Raw genomic sequence first — 20,343 nt, 5'->3', positions numbered from 1 at the left:
TTATTTCTTGTGACGGATGCGTGGGTTAACCACGCCGTAGAGCACATCCACCAGCAGGTTCACCAGAATAATCATGGTTGCCACCAGCAGCACGCCACCCTGAACCACCGGATAATCACGACGCTGCAACGCATCGATCAACCACCGTCCCAGCCCCGGCCAGGAGAAAATGGTTTCCGTCAGGATCGCCCCAGCCAGCATGGTACCGACCTGTAAACCAATCACTGTCACCACCGGTAGCATCGCATTACGCAACGCATGCACGACAATCACGCGCAGACGACTCAGCCCTTTGGCGCGGGCGGTACGAATGTAATCCTCACCCAGCACTTCCAGCATCGCGGAGCGCGTCATACGCACAATCACCGCCAGCGGAATAGTGCCCAGCACGATGGCGGGCAGGATCATGTGTTCAACCGCATCAATAAAATCGCCTTTTTCGCCCCAGAATAGGGTATCGATCAGCATAAAGCCGGTGAGCGGCATACTGTCATCGAGGAAAATCGTATCGCTAATGCGTCCCGAAACGGGCGTCAGGTCGAGCTGAACGGAAACCAGCATAATCAGCATCATGCCCCACCAGAAGATAGGCATGGAGTAGCCCGTCAGCGCCAGGCCAACAGAGGTATGATCGAAGATAGAACCGCGTTTGACCGCAGCCAGCACACCAACCGGAATCCCAACCGCGATAGCAAACAGCATCGCGCAGATACCCAGTTCCAGCGTCGCCTTGAAGCGAGGCACAAATTCTTCCCACACGGGGATGCGGCTCTTGAGGGAGATCCCCAGATCGCCCTGCAACACACCGCCGATATAGTGGATGTATTGCTGCCAAAGCGGCTTATCCAGCCCCATTTCAGCCAGCAATTGCGCATGGCGCTCGGCGGAAATACCACGTTCCCCCGCCATGATCATGACCGGGTCGCCCGGAATCATGTGCACGAATGCGAAGGTCAACAGGGTGATACCAATAAACGTTGGGATAACAAGCCCCAAACGCCGGAGTATGAACTGCAACATATCCCGAACTCTCTATTCATGCCCGTTGGCTCATTGGCCATCAGGCTTATCATTGCTCACAGCTAAAAAATCGCCAGGGACGATTTTAAACGTCGTGTGCGACGGCCCACAGGGTCGCAGGCAGGGAAGCCAGCCATAAAATTAACGGGTAAGAAACCCCGCCTCCACGGCTCCTCTAACGAGAAACCGCAAGGTCGGGGTTTTTAGTGTCCGTGAAAATCGAGTGGCTGAATTAATCCAACGTCACGTTATTGAAGCTATGCACGCCACGTGGTTGAACTACGTAACCTTTCACGTTTTTACGCACTGGTTCGTACACGGTGGAGTGGGCGACAATCAGCGCCGGAGCCTGATCGTGCATCACAACCTGAGCCTGCTTGTACAGCTCAATACGTTTTTCGTGATCGGAAACGGCACGCGCCGGTTGGATCAAATCTTCAAACGGCTTGTAGCACCACTTGGAGTAGTTGGAGCCATTTTTGGCCGCGTCGCAGCTGAACAGGGTCGCGAAGAAGTTATCTGGATCCCCGTTATCGCCAGTCCAACCCATCAGTACGGTCTGGTGCTCGCCGTCTTTCGCACGCTTCAGATACTCGCCCCACTCGTAGGTGACGATCTTGGCTTTCACGCCAACTTTCGCCCAGTCGGACTGAATCATTTCCGCCATACGACGCGCGTTCGGGTTGTACGGGCGCTGTACCGGCATCGCCCACAGGTCGATAGAGAAACCGTCAGCCATACCCGCTTCTTTCAGCAGCGCTTTCGCTTTCTCAGGATCGTAGCTGTAGTCTTTAACGTCCTTGTTGTAGCCCCACATGGTCGGCGGAATCAGGTTGGTGGCAGCTTGACCCGCGCCCTGATAGACCGCATCGATGATGGCGGACTTGTTAACCGCATAGTTCAGCGCCTGGCGAATCTTGACGTTATCCAGCGGTTTTTTCTCAACGTTGTAGGCCAGATAGCCGACATTCAGGCCAGGCTGTTCCATCAACGTGATGTTCTTGTCTTCTTTCATGCGAGCAAGATCGGCTGGGTTTGGATACGGCATGATCTGGCATTCGTCTTTTTGCAGCTTGGCGTAGCGAACAGAAGCATCTGGTGTGATAGAGAAGACCAGACGGTCAACACCCGGCTTGCTGCCCCAGAAACCTTCAAAGGCTTTGTACAGAATGCGGGAATCTTTCTGGTACTGCTGTAACTGGAATGGGCCTGTACCGATTGGGTTCAGGTCAATTTTCTCCGGTGTACCGGCTTTCAACATCTTATCCGCGTATTCCGCTGACAAGATGGAAGCAAAGTCCATCGCCAGGTTTGCCAGGAATGGTGCTTCAGGACGGCTCAGCACAAAGCGGACGGTGTAATCGTCTACTTTTTCGATTTTGCTGACCAGTTCCGGCATGCCCATACCTTGGTAGTATTCATAGCTGCCGCCAGACACTTTATGGTACGGATGGTTGGCATCCTGCTGACGCATGAAGGAGAAAATCACGTCATCGGCATTGAATTCGCGGGAAGGTTTGAAATCCTTGCTGTCCTGCCATTTCACGCCTTTGCGCAGATGGAAGGTGTAGGTTTTGCCGTCTTCGCTAATATCCCATTTTTCAGCCAGACCCGGACTGGTGTCCGTGGTGCCGTCTTTAAATTCCACCAGACGGTTATAAATAGGAATAGAGCTGGCATCAAACGTTGTACCAGAGGTGAACAGTTGGGGGTTAAAACCTTCTGGAGAGCCTTCTGAGCAGTACACCAGCGTTTTTGCCTGAACGCCTGCTGCGACGGACATGGCGAGCAAGCCGAGGCCGAACTTCAACACCCTTGATTTAACCAGGGATTTTTCCATTACTTATGCTCCATTGTGGATGATGTTGTGTGCTATACCCGCCCGACTCCAAGCTGCATACGCATTAACGCTGCGGTTAAAAGCATGATCGTTAAAAGCGCGATCGCTAAAAACACAGAGGTTAACAACGCTGATGTCCTGTCCTGCATCTCGAAATTAATTGGGTATGGTTGGCCAGACCTGTATTTTTATGTGCTGCGGTCTGTACCCAGTGGCCCGAAGGCCAAACTAAAATACTAGGGGGAGGGATCGTGATCGCCAGAACGAACGGCAGTCACGCTATTCGATATAGTTATAATAACTACAGCGTATACCTTGACGCGCCACAACCCGCTCACGGATGCTGGATGAAGACGTAGAATCATTCAGACAAGCCGCTGCTTTCCTCCTTATATCCCTATGACGACCTCAATCTCTCAACAGATGGCGGTGACGTCAATATAAGCTGTAAGGATTTACAAAATTTCCTTACATTTTCTTAAAAGATAAAATACAAGTTAGTTACCTTATTGAAGATGGATATTTCGACTTTTCATTAAAAAACAGCGATAAAAACCGATTGATTGAACACATAAAGAAATTATCACCATTAAAAAAACTATAGTCATCTGGTCTTACATGTCCAAGATCTGAGCACTATTTTTTGTTAAAAACGTTAACAACAGGTGAAAATCCTGACAGGCAATAAGAAATTCTGATATTCCTCATGGCAACATAAGCAGAGGAATGACTATCTACGCTACATAAAAAAACTTTTCTCTGCCCCTCTTCGACTGATCGAAAGCGTACTCCACGGCATTCTTTATCTGCCTCTGTAAGAGGCCCGCAACGGGATACCATTAACTTGATAAAAGCATAGATAAAAGGCAGATGAAGCAGGATCACAGGCACATTCTACCCACGGTATCTTCGCCAAAGTCGCTATCAGCAAGAAAATGATATTGCTCAATAATTAATTGGCTATTTTAGTTAAATAAATATTTTCATTAAAATTAAATCAAGCTATTTACTTATTCTCAAAAAATGGTATTTTTCAGTCTATTATTTACCTTTCCTCCTATTTTAGTTTCCCCTCCTTTCATAAAAAATTATTTTAATTACAAAAAAATGACGTAAGTTATTTAAAATGGAGTTGCTGATAAGTTCACAAATACGTAATTAACGTATTATTTTTAACATTCTCTCATGCTAGATTACCTCCCAACGTGATTCATTGTTAAATAACACCTACCATTCTTTATATTTTTGTTACTAATTGATAAAAAACAAAAAAACGTATTTTTCTGCTTTTTGATAATAAACATTCCGCCGCCATTGGCATTAGTGACGCTCGATAAGCACACAGATATCGATGCAGAAAACGTCAATAATCCACGCTGATAATGATGCACCATCAATATCGTAACGGCTGGTTTGTAATTTCTTTCTGTACCAACTGTCCTAGCAGGGTGAATATAATGAAAAAAATTGAAACTGATATTTTATGTGAGAACGATCTCGCTCTGGAAACACAGACATCGTTTATCGGAGGGTTTTTTAAAAAGAAAATCGGCTCCGTTCCCATTGCACTTTTTATAGCAATTTCCGCCATTGTCGCTATAGCCGCCTATGAGGGATATTTGCCTAAAAATATGATTGGTGGCTTCGCCGTCATCATGACGATGGGTTTTTTACTGGCGCACATTGGCAGCAACATTCCCGTGTTCAAAGATATCGGTGGCCCGGCGATTCTGTGCCTGATGGTACCTTCCGTTATGGTGTATTTTAATCTGTTCAATGACAACACCATGAAAACCGTACACCTGTTGATGAAAGAGGCGAATTTCCTGTATTTCGTCATCGCCTGTCTGGTGGTCGGCAGTATCCTGGGAATGAACCGCAAAATCCTGATTCAAGGGATGGTGCGCATGTTCGTCCCGTTGGTCATCGGCACTGCGACAGCGCTGGCAACCGGTTTGCTGGTCGGTAAACTGTGCGGCTACAGCGTCTATCACACCTTCTTCTTCATTATCGTGCCAATTATCGGCGGCGGTATTGGCGAAGGTATCCTGCCGTTATCATTAGCCTATTCTGCCATTTTGGGAGAAAGCCCGGATGTCTATGTCGCTCAGCTAGCACCAGCCGCCGTCGTCGGTAACATCTTCGCTATCCTGTGTGCCGGAGTGCTGTCTCGTCTGGGTATGCGCCGTAAAGATCTGAACGGTGAAGGTCGTCTGGTTCGCAGCGATGAAGACAACGCGATGTTTGCCGTAAACGAAGCACCAAAGCCAGTCGATTTTCACCTGATGGGCGGCGGATTGTTGATGATTTGCGCCTTCTTCATCGTCGGTGGCCTGTTTGAGAAACTGGTACACATCCCTGGCCCGGTTCTGATGATTCTGATCGCCGTCTTCTGCAAATACGGACGCGTTATCCCTGCCGTCATGGAAACCGGTGCGCACAGCGTTTACAAGTTCGTATCGAGTTCTTTGGTGTGGCCGCTGATGATCGGGCTCGGCATGCTGTATATTCCACTGGAGAGCGTCGTCGCCGTATTCTCTGTGGGTTACGTCATCGTCTGTGGTTCTGTGGTGCTGTCCATGGCGCTAGTGAGCTTCCTGATTGCACCTTATCTGAATATGTACCCAATTGAGGCTTCCATCGTGACCACTTGCCACAGCGGGCTGGGTGGTACGGGTGACGTAGCGATTCTGTCTGCCTCTAACCGTATGTCTCTGATGCCATTCGCACAGATCGCTACCCGTATCGGCGGCGCATCTACCGTCATCGCCGCAACACTGCTGTTGAGCTGGGCGGCTTAACCCAACCACGTTTTACCCATAAACGAAAACGCCACGGTCATTGCCGTGGCGTTTTTTATTATCATCGGAAAAAAATCAGAAAGAACAGTAGGAGAAATAGCGGCAAGAAAAATACCGCTTATTCACAGCCAGCTATTCACTGCTATTCATTTACAGCTCTTCACTCACAGTACTGACGCAGCGAGTCCTGCTTTTCCGGCAACAGGCGATACAGATAAACCGGTCGACCCGTCGATCCGTACAGGATGTTGGTAGTCAGAATGCCGGTATCGGACAGATAGATCAGGTATTTACGACAGGATACGCGCGAAATGCCAATCGCATTCGCCAACATTTCGGTAGAGAACTCAATGCCCTGATTGCCTTCAACCCACTCGCAGACGGTACGCAGCGTCAGGCTGGTTAGCCCTTTCGGCAGTTTCTTACGCTCGCTAGCAGTGCTGCTACTGGTACGGCGAATCAGGTTATCAATATCAGACTGCGCGACAAAATCACGGTGCTTGAACAGATTTGCCTCTTCGCGATAGGCCGTCAGCGCCTGTTCGAAACGCGAGAACTGGAAGGGCTTAATTAGATAATCCACCACACCGTAGTGCAGCGCTTTTTTGATGGTATACACGTCGCTGGCAGAAGAGATGATGATGACGTCCGTCTTTTCACTGAATTCACGGATAGTCGGCAGCAGATCCAGTCCATTATCCTGCTGCATGTAAATGTCCAGCAGTACCAAATCGATTTCCGAGTCAGGTTGCATCAGCAGGTTTCGCGCCTGCTGCAACGTGGGAACAGTCGCATAGCAGCTAAACCCAGGAACCTGGTTCAGATAAGATTTGTTAAGCTCTGCAACCATGGCATCGTCATCAACAATTAGTACATTAATCATGGTCAAACAGCCTTGCTTGATAAGGAATAGTAACGAAAAACTGGGTGTACACCTCAGGTTCTGATTCAAACTCGATAGTGCCGCCAATCTTCTCCAGACTCTGTTTGGTCAGGTACAGGCCGATACCGCGCCCGCTGCCTTTGGTAGAGAATCCCTGTTCATAAATGCGCGCCTGGCTCTCCGGCGAAATGCCGGGGCCGTCATCCCCCACGGTACAGTGAAGGCGGCAATTCTGATGGTGGAAGCTCACGCTGATTTCGCAGTTCTCTTGCCCATCAATCGCGTCCATCGCATTCTCAATCAGATTACCCAATATGGTAATCAATTCATTCGTGGCATCGACATCATCGGTATCCGGCAGCAGACTCTCCTCGCTGATGGAGAGCGTAATGCCAAGATCGCGCGCGCGGTTGATTTTACCCAACAGGAAACCCGCAATCACTGGCGATTTCACTTTACGAATAATCGAGCCAATCTCCGCCTGATAATTATTGGCGGTCTTCAGGATATAGTCTTCCAGCTGCGAGTAATACTTTAAGTGCAGCATCCCCAATATGACGTGCAGCTTATTCATAAATTCGTGCGACTGCGCACGCAGCGCGTCCGCATAGTAAGACATCCCGCTCAACCGTTGCAGCAACTGGCTGATCTCCGTTTTATCACGGAACGTCGCAATTGCGCCGATAATATCGCCTTTCACAAAAACCGGAACGGTGTTAGTCAGCAACAGATGCCCGTTAAAGTTAATCTCTTCATCGCGCCGTGGCGTACCGCTCTCCAATACCTGTTTCAGGTGCAGATGCTCAAGCCACTGTTCGCTAACGCGTTCGGCTGGCTTCGGGGCAGTCGTTTCACTGCCCTGCGGTTTATTCTGCCGGAAAAGTCGTCGCGCCTCATCATTGATGACCGTAATCCGACCATGTTGATCGACCGCGATAACGCCTTCCTTAATGTGTTTGAGCATCGCGTTACGCTGTTCAAACAGGTTCGAGATCTCAAACGGCTCGAATCCCAGCATAATGCGCTTGAGCACCTTCACCAAAATCAGCGTGCCCAGCCAGCCAACCAGCGCCCCCGCCAATAGCGTCCAGGGAATCATCCAGCGGTTATCGCTAATCACTTTCTGCACGCTGGTTAAGGCGATCCCCAACGCGACGACACCAACCTGTTCGTGGTTGTTGTCAAAAACGGGTGTGAATACCCGCAGCGCGGGATCGAGCGTTCCCCGGTTGATTGAGGTATTTTCCATTCCCAACAGCGCCGGGTAGATATCCCGACCGGCAAAATGCTCGCCAATTCTTTCCGGTTCAGGGTGGGTATGGCGTACCGTATCCATATCAGTGACCGTGACGAAGAGCAGTTGATTACGCTGGCGGATCGTCTCCGCAGCAATCTGCACTTCCTCCGGCCGGCCAATCCCTTTAAGTTCATCAATAACAACAGGGGAAGCCGCAAATGTACGAGCAATGGCAAAGGCTTTTTCTCGCAGATGATCTTCAGAAAGCTGATTAATGCGAAAAAACAGCAGGGAATAGACCACCAGCAGCACCGCGCCAAGCACAACTGACACCATCAGAAACACCGATGTTCCCAGCTTTAGCGGTGCCTTTTTCTTGCCCATGTCACTCTCCGAAACAACCATCATCACACCGTTATCTTATACTGTTTCGTCGCGTTTCGCGTGTCGTGATGCCTACGCCCCGTCACAGGGACAGGGCGTAGGCTTGAAGAAAGGAAATCAGGCTTAACGTATTGCGGTACATTTTTCGTATCAGGAATGTCTCGCATCAGGAAAGCCAGCGGGTATCCGCATTTTTACCAGAAACCGAGCAGTTTCCACCACATGCCGCCAACACCCAGCCAGATAGGGATGATGACCAGACTGACAAAGAAACCGATCTTCCACCAGGTTGCAAGCGGAACGTAGCCAGTACCGAACAAAATTGGCGCAGGGCCACTGGAGTAGTGAGTGGTGGACATAAACAGGTTACTAAAAATACCGAACACCAGTACGGTCAGCATCGGCGGTGCACCCGCTGCCAGTGCGATAGAAACGAAAATTGCGTACATGGCGCTGATGTGGGCAATCGCACTCGCCATCAGGTAGTGGCTGTAGTAGTAAACCAGCAGCAGCAGACCCAACATCGGTAGCCAGTGCATCCCGCTAACCGCATTACCCGCCAATCCACCCAGCCAGGCAATCAGACCCATTTTGTTGAGCTGGCCAGCCAGCGTCATCAGTACGGCAAACCATACCACGGTGTGCCACGCTTCTTTCTCACTGACTACGTCGTCCCAGGTCAGCGCACGGCTGAGCAACAGCACGCTCAGGCCAGCCAGCGCGGTCAGGGTCGCGTCGATATTCAGCGTAGAGCCCAGTACCCAGAACGTCACCAGACCCAGGAATACGCCCAGAACGACCCACTCATCGCGGGTCATTTTGCCCATTTCACGCAATCTTTCGACGGCGATCGCACGCATTTCTGAGGTTTTCTTCAGTTCAGGCGGATAGAAACGGTAGATCAGGTAAGGAATCAGCGCCAAAGACAGGAAACCCGGCAGCAGTGTCGCCAGCGCCCAGTCCGTCCAACTGATATGAATGCCAAACTGAGAAGCCAGCTTAGCCACCATTGGGTTGCCCGCCATGGAGGTCATGAACATCGCGGAGGTTACGGCATTACACTGGAAAATGGACTGAACCAGGAACGCACCGATGCGACGCTGTGTACCTTTTTCCGGCGTGGAGTCATAGGCTTCGGCAATCGACCGGAACAGCGGAGTGATGATCCCGCCGCAGCGTGCAGACGTGGAAGGCATTGCCGGAGCGAACAGCAGGTCGGTAAACACCAGACCATACGCCAGACCGAGAGAGCTATTCCCCAGCTTGCTGATGAACAGCAGGCCAATGCGTCGCCCAAAGCCGGTTTTGATAAAGCCGCGAGAGATAAAGAAGGCGCAGGCGATCATCCAAATCGTGGGATCGCTAAAACCCGCCAACACATCTTTAATGGATAATAACCCTAATATGGCGACCGTGGTCAGGCTGAACATCGCCATGGCGCCAAGCGGGTAAGGGGAGAGAATCAGGCCGACAACCGTGGCAATGAAAATCGCCATCAGGTGCCAGGCATCGGGTTTAACGCCATCGGGAACCGGTAACAACCATAAGCCACCGGCGATACAAAGGATAACTAGAAGCTTTATCAACCTGCTGTTATTCGCAGACATAGGAACACCACTCTTCATTAAAACGGAATTCTGTATTCACGACGGATGTCCCGAGCGGAGGAGTGGGGATTACGTTATTCTTCCTTCGTCACCCTGCTTAAACAACGCAATAGGAGTCATCTGCGGAAAAAAAGACGAGAAAACAAGGGGTCAGGGTGCTTCTCTCGTCTGATCAAATCTAGTGATTAATGGAGAGATAGTATTCTAATGTGCCTGCAAAATAGCGTTACTTTAGTTACTAAAGTGGTTCATTAATTTATTTAAGAAACTCCCGTGGTTTTAATTTCCCGATAAAAAACCCTTAAAATTCAATAATAATTGACATTTATCGAACATAAAATTAACGAAGTTAACGACAGATTAATGATAAAAAAACCTTATACCTAATAGTGGTAATATAATTCTTTCCCAGACAGTGAGTTATCTATTCCTTATTTATTTACTCAGGTATTTTTCCTTCAAAAATAAAAAAACAAATAGCCATTATTCGGTGAAAAAATATTATTTTTTATCCAGCTGATAACATTCAGAGGGTAAGAAAAAGCACGGCTAACAACTGTGGCGACATAATTCGCAGAAACATCGCCAGCGGATAAACCGTCGCATAAGACAACGCTGCCGCACCGCTCGTCGGGTGTAGCCCATTGGCAAACGCCAACGCGGGTGGATCAGTCATAGAACCAGCCAACATGCCACAGAGCGTCAGGTAATTCATCTTACCCAGCATACGTGCCAGTATGCCGACAGCCAGCAGCGGCACAATGGTAATCAGCGCACCATAGCCAATCCACCACACACCATCACCGTTCAATAACGTATCGACGAAATCATCGCCGGATTTCAGCCCCACCACCGATAAGAACAGCACGATGCCGAGCTCACGCAACGCCAGATTCGCACTAGGCGGCATAAACCAGTGAAGTTTACCGATGCTGCCAATCCGCCCCAGCACCAACGCTACCACCAGCGGCCCACCTGCCAGCCCGAGCCGCAACGCCACGGGAAACCCAGGAATCATCAGCGGTACAGAGCCCAGCAGTACGCCTAGCCCAATACCGATAAAGACGGGCAGCATCTGCACCTGCTGGAGTTTTTGCTGCGCATTCCCCACGATATCCGCGACGGCATCGATCGCCGTTTTCCGTCCGACCAGATTCAGAATATCGCCAAATTGCAGGCTGGCCTGATTGCTGGCGACCAGCTCAACACCCGCACGGTTCAGGCGCGAAATCACGACATCATAATTTTGTTTCAGGTTAAGCTCGCGAATCTTGCGTCCCAGCACTTTCTCGTTCGTCACGACTACGCGTTCAACGTGCAAATCGGTACCTCGCGTCGAGAGCGACGTCTCAACTTCATTACCGATGACCAGACGCGCCTGCTCCAGATCGTTTTTCGCACCAACCAAATGCAGGTAATCACCCAGTTGGATTAGCGTATGCGGCGACGGCACCATCAGTTCATCGCCGCGTTTCAGGCGGGAGCAAACGATCGTGTCACGGTTCAGAATCGGCACGTCCTGAATCGCTAGCCCTTGCAGATTGGTATTCGTTACCGACACATTCATCGTAAGCAGCTGTTCATGGTGCTGACCGTTGCTGGCCTCAAACAGCGTTGCCTCGTTATCCACCGCGACACGAAACAGGACGCGCATCAGCCACATCACCAGTAAAATGCCGCAGATTCCCAGCGGATACGCCATCGCGTAACCCGTCCCCATCTGGTTTACTAAGGCTGTACTCGAACCCAGATCGGTCAGAATCTGCTGACCCGCGCCAAGCGAAGGGGTGTTGGTCACCGCACCGGAGAAAATGCCGAGAATAATAGGCAGGGGAATATCGAGCAGTTTGTGCAGCATGACGGTCACCACACTGCCGAGAAATACCGTCAGCAGGGCGAACGCATTGAGGCGCAGGCCAGATACCCGCAGAGAGGAAAAGAAGCCCGGCCCAACCTGAATGCCAATAGTGTAGACAAACAGGATCAGCCCGAACTCCTGAATGATGTGCAACATGTCATCATTCAGTTGAATCTGGTACTGATGGGCAACATGCCCGACGATGATCCCACCGAACAGAACCCCGCCAATCCCTAAACCGACGCCATAAATCCGCCAGTTGCCGATCCATAACCCCAGAACGGCAACCAGCGCCAGCATACTCACGGTAAGTGCGATATCACTCATACCCGTATCCTTTGCGGATGTTTTTATTGGGAAATACCACTGACGCCATACTCTATGACGAGTATAGGCAGAATGCTGGGGAGAGAAACGTGGTGGGCAACACAAAACCGCACCCGTAATGATACGGGCGCGGCTAACGCTTAATTTACTAACGCGCAGGTTAATGACATGAATGTCGCGTTATGACGCATCTTCAGCAGACTGCTGGTTCAATGCCGGGCGGTCACCGCCGATAGCAATGCGCTGCGGCTGTAAGGCTTCTGGTACATCACGCACCAGATCGATGTGCAGCAGGCCATTTTCAAAGTGGGCATCTGACACATGCAGGTGCTCGGCCAGCGTAAAGCTCAGCGTGAAGGGTTTAAACACCAGCCCCTGATGCAGGTATTCCACGGCCTTCTCGGACGGTGCCGGACTGCCTTTTACGGTCAGGCGCGGACCTTCTACTTCGATATCCAGATCGCTTTGCCGGAAACCAGCCAGCGCGAGCGTGATGCGGTAGTGGTTGTCGTCTTTCTTCTCGATATTATACGGAGGAAAATCAATCGGTTCCTGGCTGCCCTGCATTGAGCTGGCTAATTTGTCAAAACCGATCCACTGACGCAGTAAAGGTGATAAATCGTAGTTACGCATAATATGACTCCTTCTAAGAAGCGAGATTAATATGCCCCTGTGGGCATCATTTATTCCAGCCACGGTTTAATGGCTGGCGTCGTCCCCATTCGGCAGACGACGTGTTCATTCATTACATTGCTGTTTCGGGCGATTCGCGTGGTTTACTTGATTTCAATCCGACGCGGCTTCATCGCTTCCGGCACGATGCGTTCGAGATCGATATACAGCAGCCCGTTTTCCAGATTGGCGCCTTTTACCTGAATATGTTCGGCCAGTTGGAATTTACGCTCGAAATTACGCTCGGCAATGCCCTGATACAGGTAATTACGGGCAACCTGCTCACCGGCGTGGGCACCTTTTACAATCAATAAGTTGTCGTGCGCGGTGATGTCCAGTTCCTGCTCGGCGAAACCGGCTACGGCAATCGCGATGCGGTATTGGTTCTCGTCAACCAGTTCGACGTTGTAGGGAGGATAGCCACCGTTACTCTGGGTCTGGCCGGTTTCTAATAAATTGAACAGGCGATCAAAACCAATCGCGGAACGATACAGTGGGGAAAAATCGGGGTTACGCATAAAGCAGCCTCCTAAACATGCAGCGAGGATTTATTCTTTGCCTTCCAGTAAGGACAGGCTCACAGCCGGGACGAATACCCTGACGGCGTATCGTTTTCTTCCGGCTTGTAATCAATATGGTGACCCCTCTCAGACTTTCAAGAGGCAAAAAAAAGAAAAATCGCTACGTTTCATGCAATATTCACTCGCACAGTGAGCGTTATCACATACACTTAATATAGGCAGATTTTGGCTCAGTGCCGATCGCTTAAGCTTTGATATATACAGAGCGACCACAGAGGTGAAGCATCCCTACGGCAACCTCCCCCCTGTGCTTCCCCTAACAACGGGCTTAAGTGACCAGTATTAGACTTCGGCCCACTCTGGCAGTTGGTTCTTAATGGACAGGTAATATGACCTTACTGAAAAGTGCATTGTTCTCTTTCATTATTACCGGGAGCGGCGTGGTGGTAACCAGCGGTTGCTCCAGCGTGATGACGCATACAGGAAGCCATCAGGGATACTATTCCGGCACTCGCGCCAGTGTGGGTATGTTAAGTGACGACGAAACCAGCTGGGCAATGATGCCGCTGGTCGCCATCGATTTGCCGTTCTCAGCGGTTGCTGACACGCTGCTGCTGCCCTACGACTACTATCGCGCAGGCAGCGATAAGAAAAAGCTGTCGACGCGTGAACGCATTTCGCACAGCGAAGAGCAAAACCAGACCGCCAGTTCACAATTTGCTACTATGCCTAATAACAACACCATGCCGCATAATCAGCTTTGATGACGCGATTCTCGTTATAAGCCCGTACGTATAAGTTACGCCGTCGTTACGACGAAAAGCTGATTAAAACCGTCAATCTCCCGCATATACGCAATGTGTTTCCCATCAGGGGAAAAGACAACGGCATCCGCACTGGGTGCGCTGTCCGTTCGCGCCGTCAGTCGAACAAGCTCACCGCTTTTCGCATCACACAACATAATGCTGTTGTCACACACAAATGCCAGAGAACCGCCATCCGGATGCCAGCTAAAGGCAGACTGTACACCGCGTTCCGTGCGCGTTACCTGCCTTGGCTCACCGCCATTCGGAGAAATCGTCCACAGTTGCACTACACTTACCTCGTCGCGCATCAGAAAAGCAATCTCGCTGCCGTCGGGCGAAGTGCGCAGCCAGTGGCGCGGTTGATTCACCAGACCAGGATAACGACGCTGATGCGTAAAGGTTAACCGCCGCTGCTGCACGCCCGCTGGCGGCGCAGGCATGGACGTTGCCGTCCCCGCTAATGGCGCATCACCCTCTTTGGCATAATCTTCCAGCGCCTCCGGCAAGTCGGCGATAAAGATCTCGGGGATGGTTGTTCCGTCCGCCGCACGCGTGTCGCCAATAAACGCCAGCGCCCAGCGCTGGTGCGAACCGTCACGTCGAATATAGCCCGTGGTTCCCACCCAACCTTCTTCATAGGCGCGATTGATTTCATCACTGTCAGGCTGCGGCTGCGGCGTCGTTCTGCTAACCAGCACACAATAGTGGCTGCCGTCATATTCACGCGGGTGGTGTTTCTCAACGACAACGCCCTGTAGCGGGACGGCCACGCCAACATTGCGTAAATTCAATGCCGGATCGTGCTCATGCAACACATGGTCGTTATAAGTAAAACTCAGGCGACTGGCATCAGGGCTGAAGACATGGACATGCGTACCGCCGCGCAGCGCACCTGCCTGATAAGGTGGCGTAATAGAGAAGGCATCAAGCGTGATCGCCTCATCGCGCTGGCGATCTGCCACTATCGTTCCACGGCGATGGTGAAAATCATACTGCCATTCGCTATCCGGGTTTTCCGGCCCGTGAATAAAAACATAGCGCAGCGGTTCCTGCGGGCTACAGGTCACGACACCCACATGCGCACCCGCCGTCGCCCGATAAATCACCTCGGTTTTCAGGTTTTTCAGGTGTATGCGCTCAATAGTCAGCCCTGTGAATGAAGATCCATAGGGTCTTATGTCATAAACCAACCAATTTCCATCACATGACCAGCAATTAATATTGGTAAGTTGATGACCGATAGCATTAAACGTTAGCTTAACCTCAACAGACAAGACATCACTCCAGTTATTCAATATCAGTCAGTAGTTTGTAAATAAATTTCAGTTTTATGTATAACTTACTGTTTTTTATTTAAAAAAAACAAAAAACATCAATACATATTATTCAAAAAAATAGAAAGACTACCTCAATAACATCCGTTTTTTAATTCATTAGCATCGGCGTAACATTCTTCATATCGAAAGGGCAGCCCCCTTTCACCTATCAAATCAGAAAAGGATAAGACATCATGAAAAACGTAAAAACCATCGCCGCTGCTGCTGTTCTCGCTACCATGACTTTTGGTGCTTCTGCTGCTGAATATGTGTCTCCTTCACAGGCACAGAATCTGGAAAAAGCGGGCGTCGTCACTGCAACGGCTCAAGATCTGAGCTCACTGCAAGCGCAGCTCGCAGCGAAAGCAGAAAAAGCAGGCGCTAAAGCTTATACCATCACGTCTGCGACCGGTAACGATCGGCTGCGTGGCTCTGCGGTCATCTTCAACTAAGCGTTGTTGACCCTGAGTAGCTTGCCCCGATAAGCCATCATAACCCGATAGCTATCACAGATAGACCAGTAAGACATCACGAATTACCCTCTTTCCGGCTTGCCTCCTCATCAGGGCAAGCCGGTTTTTTTATGACGGACACCCTTGTCCGTCACCCTGCGGGCCGTCGCATGTCGTGAATAAACACCTCATTGGAAACAAAACGGAAACCGTTTTCCATGAAAAAAAATCCAGATATGAGAATAGGTTCACGAAATGATAGACATTGCCGGAAACAATGTGAGGCAGGTCATGTAAAACGGATTTCAGACGTGAAGGACGGGGAAAACCCCACTATTGCCGCGCTTATAACGCTAAGTGTACTAATTTCAGGCATTTCTTCTTTTTGGCTATAAAAACGACAAATTGAGATTTAAAAAGCCTTGCACGCTCCTGCTATGTTTATCACCTGATGTCGTATTTTCTCGCTGAATTTTAATTTTTCGTTATAAGGGAGAGACCATAAGCATGTCATTGATGATGAAACGATCGGTCACGGAAGGACGCGGGAAACGCACGCCGTTATGGAAGAAGGTAACGGAACAGCTATGCAGGATTCCAACGATTCTGGTCGCCAGCGCCGTGCTGCTCGTATCCACCGCTTCCGCACAGGACAGCGTACCCACACAGCTGCGCGTCGGTTATCAGAAAGGCTCGGTCAGTCTGGTGCTGGCAAAATCTCACCAACTGCTGGAAAAGCAGTTCCCCAACACCAAAATCAGCTGGATTGAATTCCCCGCCGGACCGCAGATGCTGGAAGCGTTGAATGTTGGCAGCATCGATCTGGGTAGTACTGGTGATATCCCCCCTATTTTTGCTCAGGCCGCCGGGGCCGATCTGCTGTATGTCGGCATGGAACCACCGAAACCGCAGGCCGAAGTGATTCTGGTACGAGAAGATAGCCCGGTGAAAACCGTTGCCGACCTAAAAGGTCGCAAGGTCGCCTTCCAGAAAGGCTCTAGCGCACACAACACGCTGCTACGAGCGCTGCAACGCGACGGGCTGAAATTCACCGATATCAAACCGACCTACCTGACCCCCGCTGACGCCCGCGCGGCATTCCAGCAAGGCAATGTCGATGCATGGGCAATATGGGATCCCTATTACTCCGCCGCGTTGCTGGAAGGCGGCGTCCGCGTGCTGGTCGATAGCAGCGGGCTGGAGAAAACCGGTTCCTTCTATCTGGCAGGTCGCCCCTACGTCGAAGCACACGGCACCTTTATTCGTCAGGTACTGGACGTACTGACCAAGGCCGATGCCTTAACGATCAGCGACCGGGCGCAAAGCGTCACGCTGTTGGCAAGTGCGGTAGGGCTGCCGGAAAAAGTGATTGAAACGGCGCTAGACCACCGCCCGCCGACCACCATAGAACCGCTGGATGCCGCCACAATCAAGGCACAGCAATCCACAGCCGACCTGTTTTATGAAAACCGTCTGGTGCCTGTGAAGGTCAATATCGCGGAGCGCGTCTGGCATCCCCAAACGCCTTAACCCGCTTACCACACACATTTTATTTATCCCAAACAAGGCTGTTCAAGGAGTTAACACCATGAGTCTTAACGTATTCTGGTTTCTGCCCACTCACGGAGACGGTCGCTATCTTGGTAGCGCCGAGGGCGCACGTCATGTTGACTACAGCTATCTGCAACAGGTGGCGCAAGCCGCCGAACGGCAAGGATTTGGTGGCGTGCTGCTGCCGACTGGCCGCTCCTGCGAAGATTCCTGGCTGGTCGCGGCATCACTGATTCCAGTAACGCAGCGGCTAAAATTTCTCGTTGCTCTGCGCCCCGGTGTGATTTCCCCCACCATCGCCGCACGTCAGGCCGCCACGCTGGACAGGCTGTCTAACGGTCGGGCTCTGTTCAATCTGGTGACAGGCGGTGACCCGGAAGAACTGGCCGCCGAAGGGCTATTTCTCAGCCATGAAGAACGCTACGAAGCCTCGGCGGAATTCACCCATATCTGGCGCAGGCTGCTGGAAGGCGAAACCGTCGATTTCGCCGGTAAACACATTCAGGTAAAAGACGCCAAACTGCTTTATCCACCCGTTCAGCAACCGCGTCCGCCACTCTATTTTGGCGGTTCGTCGGAGGCGGCGCAGGATCTGGCAGCAGAACAGGTCGATCTCTACCTGACGTGGGGGGAACCGCCTGAGCAGGTTAAAGAAAAGCTGGCGGAAGTCCGCGCTAAAGCGGCGGCGCAGGGGCGTGAGGTTCGCTTCGGTATTCGCCTGCACGTCATCGTGCGGGAAACCACCGAAGAAGCCTGGCAAGCGGCCGAGCGGCTAATTTCCCATCTGGATGAAAAAACTATCGCCGATGCACAGGCGGCGTTGGCACGTTTCGATTCTGTCGGACAACAACGCATGGCCGCTCTGCACGGCGGCAAAAAGGACAATCTGGAGATTAGCCCGAACCTGTGGGCAGGCATCGGTCTGGTACGCGGCGGTGCAGGCACAGCGCTGGTTGGCGATGGCCCGACGGTGGCCGAGCGCATTCAGGAATACGCCGATCTCGGCATTGACACCTTCATTCTGTCCGGCTATCCGCATCTGGAAGAGGCATATCGCGTGGGTGAATTGCTATTCCCACACCTCGATCTGGCGCAACAGCCCACGCCGCTGCATACGGTGAATACTGCGGGAGAGCTGATTGCTAACCGCTATGTGCCGCGCAAAGTCTCGCAAAGCTGAGGGATCGATCATGGCAAAAACGCTCTCTTCACTGGCACAGCGGTTGGCACCTTTTCTGCTCCCTGTGACGCTGCTGGTCGTGTGGCAGATCTCCGTCGAATTTGGCTGGCTATCCAACCGGATTCTGCCTGCGCCCAGTTCGGTGATTACCGCAGGGTGGTCGCTCATCTATAGCGGCGAGCTTTGGCAACATCTGGCTATCAGCGGCTGGCGCGCCCTGATCGGGTTTGCTATTGGCGGCAGTATCGGATTGGTACTCGGCTTTATTACCGGGCTGTCGCGCTGGGGAGAACGCTTGCTAGACAGTTCAGTACAGATGATTCGTAACGTTCCTCATCTGGCACTGATTCCGCTGGTGATTCTGTGGTTTGGCATTGATGAGGCGGCCAAAATCTTTCTGGTCGCGCTGGGTACGCTGTTCCCGGTTTATCTCAACACCTATCACGGTATTAAAAATATCGATCGCGGCCTGCTGGAAATGGCGCGCAGTTACGGGCTGTCCGGCCTGAGCCTGTTCTATCAAGTGGTTCTGCCCGGCGCGCTGCCATCCATCATGGTCGGTATCCGCTTTGCGCTGGGCTTTATGTGGCTGACGCTGATCGTCGCGGAAACTATTTCTGCCAACTCCGGCATTGGCTACCTCGCGATGAATGCTCGCGAGTTCCTGCAAACGGACGTGGTCGTGGTTGCCATCATCCTTTACGCCCTGCTCGGCAAGCTGGCCGATGTCAGCGCTCAGGGGCTGGAGCGCATTTGGCTACGCTGGAATCCGGCTTATCAAACCTCATCGGGGGACGCATCATGACCGCTTTTACCGATTCTGTAACGCACGCGCATTCGCCGTCGCTGCTCACCAAAGGGACGCCGCTGGCGCTGGATGACATCACCAAGCACTACGGCCAGCGCACCGTACTGAATGAGGTGCAGTTACGCATTCCTTCCGGGCAATTTGTGGCCATCGTCGGTCGCAGCGGCTGTGGCAAAAGCACGTTGCTGCGCCTGCTCGCCGGGCTGGAAACGGCCAGCAGCGGCAAACTGCTGACCGGCACCGCGCCGCTCAGCAGCGCGAAAGACGACACGCGGCTGATGTTTCAGGAAGCGCGACTGCTGCCGTGGAAAAAGGTAATCGATAATGTCGGGCTGGGGTTACGCGGCAACTGGCGTGAGAAAGCGCAGGATGCGCTGGCCTCCGTCGGGCTGGCAGATCGCGCTAACGACTGGCCAGCGGCGCTGTCCGGTGGTCAGAAACAGCGCGTCGCGCTGGCACGTGCGCTCATTCATCATCCGCGCCTGCTGCTATTGGATGAACCGCTGGGGGCGCTGGATGCCTTGACGCGCATCGAGATGCAAAGCCTGATCGAAAATATCTGGCTCCAGCACGGCTTTACCGTACTACTGGTCACGCACGATGTCTCTGAAGCCATTGCGCTGGCCGACAGGGTTATTCTGATCGAAGAAGGACGCGTGGGGCTGGATATCACGGTTGATTTACCACGACCACGACGCCGTGGATCGGCGAAGCTAGCGGAACTGGAAGCCCGCGTGCTGGAGCGCGTACTGGCTCCGACCTCATCGCCCTTACCTCAGCAGGCGGCAATCTAGTCTGTATTCAATAATGCTTGTGGATAAACAGTCAAAAAATTAAAAGGACTTTCCTCACTCAAGAGGAAAGTCCGTTTTTTTATGGCTTTCGCCTGAATACGGCTGCACGCAAGTGACGAGGGTTACCCTACACGTTTCACTTCGCCCACCAGTAAGATGTGGCTTTGTTGAATAAATCAGATTTGAGGCGAGCCTTCCTGTAACAGGCCACTCTTCAGGCAATAAGTACACTTGCAGGCATGCCAGCCTTCGTCATTTTGTTCAGCGCACGAACCATGGCCAAAGC

16 protein-coding genes are annotated in these 20,343 nt (G+C 51.6%); 7 read left to right on the top strand and 9 right to left on the bottom strand.

Annotation, left to right across the window (positions count from 1 at the left end):
- Window positions 1-1,020 carry a dipeptide ABC transporter permease DppB gene (gene dppB, locus KP22_RS20285; RefSeq protein ID WP_039326047.1) on the bottom strand — a complete coding sequence of 340 codons (1,020 nt, stop codon included), beginning with the start codon at window positions 1,018-1,020 and terminating at the stop codon, window positions 1-3.
- A gap of 232 nt (window positions 1,021-1,252) precedes the next feature.
- Entirely contained in the window at window positions 1,253-2,860 is a 1,608-nt protein-coding gene (gene dppA, locus KP22_RS20280; protein WP_039326046.1) for a dipeptide ABC transporter periplasmic-binding protein DppA, read from the bottom strand.
- A gap of 1,457 nt (window positions 2,861-4,317) precedes the next feature.
- On the opposite strand from dppA, the gene KP22_RS20275 reads away from it, so the two are divergent.
- Window positions 4,318-5,661, top strand: a complete 1,344-nt coding sequence (locus KP22_RS20275; RefSeq protein ID WP_039326044.1) for a 2-hydroxycarboxylate transporter family protein — start codon at window positions 4,318-4,320, stop codon at window positions 5,659-5,661.
- A gap of 160 nt (window positions 5,662-5,821) precedes the next feature.
- Here KP22_RS20275 and dcuR read toward each other — a convergent pair whose 3' ends face one another.
- From dcuR to ibpA, 6 genes are all read right to left on the bottom strand, one after another.
- Window positions 5,822-6,544 carry a two-component system response regulator DcuR gene (gene dcuR / locus KP22_RS20270; protein WP_039308056.1) on the bottom strand — a complete coding sequence of 241 codons (723 nt, stop codon included), beginning with the start codon at window positions 6,542-6,544 and terminating at the stop codon, window positions 5,822-5,824.
- Window positions 6,537-8,165, bottom strand: a complete 1,629-nt coding sequence (locus tag KP22_RS20265; protein WP_039326042.1) for a sensor histidine kinase — start codon at window positions 8,163-8,165, stop codon at window positions 6,537-6,539. Before KP22_RS20265 ends, dcuR begins: the two co-directional genes overlap by 8 nt.
- 194 nt (window positions 8,166-8,359) lie before the next feature.
- A complete protein-coding gene (locus tag KP22_RS20260; RefSeq protein WP_039308062.1) occupies window positions 8,360-9,772 on the bottom strand; it encodes an anion permease in 1,413 nt (470 codons plus the stop codon).
- A gap of 526 nt (window positions 9,773-10,298) precedes the next feature.
- The gene (locus KP22_RS20255; protein ID WP_039308065.1) at window positions 10,299-11,957 is read right to left on the bottom strand and encodes a putative transporter; all 1,659 of its coding nucleotides are present in this window, start codon (window positions 11,955-11,957) and stop codon (window positions 10,299-10,301) included.
- 180 nt (window positions 11,958-12,137) lie between these two features.
- The gene (gene ibpB, locus KP22_RS20250) at window positions 12,138-12,590 is read right to left on the bottom strand and encodes a small heat shock chaperone IbpB (RefSeq protein ID WP_039308068.1); all 453 of its coding nucleotides are present in this window, start codon (window positions 12,588-12,590) and stop codon (window positions 12,138-12,140) included.
- Window positions 12,591-12,733: 143 nt separating this feature from the next.
- On the bottom strand, window positions 12,734-13,147 hold the full coding sequence (ibpA, locus tag KP22_RS20245; protein ID WP_005976748.1) for a small heat shock chaperone IbpA: 414 nt from the start codon (window positions 13,145-13,147) through the stop codon (window positions 12,734-12,736).
- A 392-nt stretch (window positions 13,148-13,539) separates the two neighbouring features.
- On the opposite strand from ibpA, the gene KP22_RS20240 reads away from it, so the two are divergent.
- Window positions 13,540-13,914, top strand: a complete 375-nt coding sequence (locus KP22_RS20240) for a YceK/YidQ family lipoprotein (protein ID WP_039308072.1) — start codon at window positions 13,540-13,542, stop codon at window positions 13,912-13,914.
- A 35-nt stretch (window positions 13,915-13,949) separates the two neighbouring features.
- On the opposite strand, the gene KP22_RS20235 is transcribed toward KP22_RS20240, so the two are convergent.
- A complete protein-coding gene (locus KP22_RS20235) occupies window positions 13,950-15,230 on the bottom strand; it encodes a YidR family protein (RefSeq protein ID WP_209428717.1) in 1,281 nt (426 codons plus the stop codon).
- Window positions 15,231-15,466: 236 nt separating this feature from the next.
- Between KP22_RS20235 and bhsA the strand changes: the two genes are divergently transcribed.
- From bhsA to ssuB, 5 genes are all read left to right on the top strand, one after another.
- Window positions 15,467-15,724 (top strand): multiple stress resistance protein BhsA, encoded by a 258-nt coding sequence (bhsA, locus tag KP22_RS20230; RefSeq protein WP_039326041.1) that lies wholly within the window; start codon window positions 15,467-15,469, stop codon window positions 15,722-15,724.
- Between the two features lie 507 nt (window positions 15,725-16,231).
- Window positions 16,232-17,254, top strand: coding sequence for a sulfonate ABC transporter substrate-binding protein (locus KP22_RS20225; protein ID WP_039326037.1), 1,023 nt, complete (start codon window positions 16,232-16,234; stop codon window positions 17,252-17,254).
- Between the two features lie 58 nt (window positions 17,255-17,312).
- Complete coding sequence (gene ssuD / locus KP22_RS20220) at window positions 17,313-18,455, top strand: FMNH2-dependent alkanesulfonate monooxygenase (protein WP_039308081.1); 1,143 nt, start codon at window positions 17,313-17,315, stop codon at window positions 18,453-18,455.
- Between the two features lie 10 nt (window positions 18,456-18,465).
- Window positions 18,466-19,260 (top strand): aliphatic sulfonate ABC transporter permease SsuC, encoded by a 795-nt coding sequence (gene ssuC, locus KP22_RS20215; protein ID WP_039308085.1) that lies wholly within the window; start codon window positions 18,466-18,468, stop codon window positions 19,258-19,260.
- Window positions 19,257-20,057, top strand: coding sequence for an aliphatic sulfonates ABC transporter ATP-binding protein (gene ssuB / locus KP22_RS20210; protein WP_039308087.1), 801 nt, complete (start codon window positions 19,257-19,259; stop codon window positions 20,055-20,057). The genes ssuC and ssuB overlap by 4 nt, the downstream gene beginning before the upstream one ends.
- The last annotated feature ends 286 nt before the right edge of the window (window positions 20,058-20,343 follow it).

The organism is Pectobacterium betavasculorum (assembly GCF_000749845.1).
Lineage (GTDB): Bacteria > Pseudomonadota > Gammaproteobacteria > Enterobacterales > Enterobacteriaceae > Pectobacterium > Pectobacterium betavasculorum.
The sequence above is the reverse complement of the archived record's forward strand: the minus strand, read 5'-3'. Positions and strand labels throughout refer to the sequence as shown.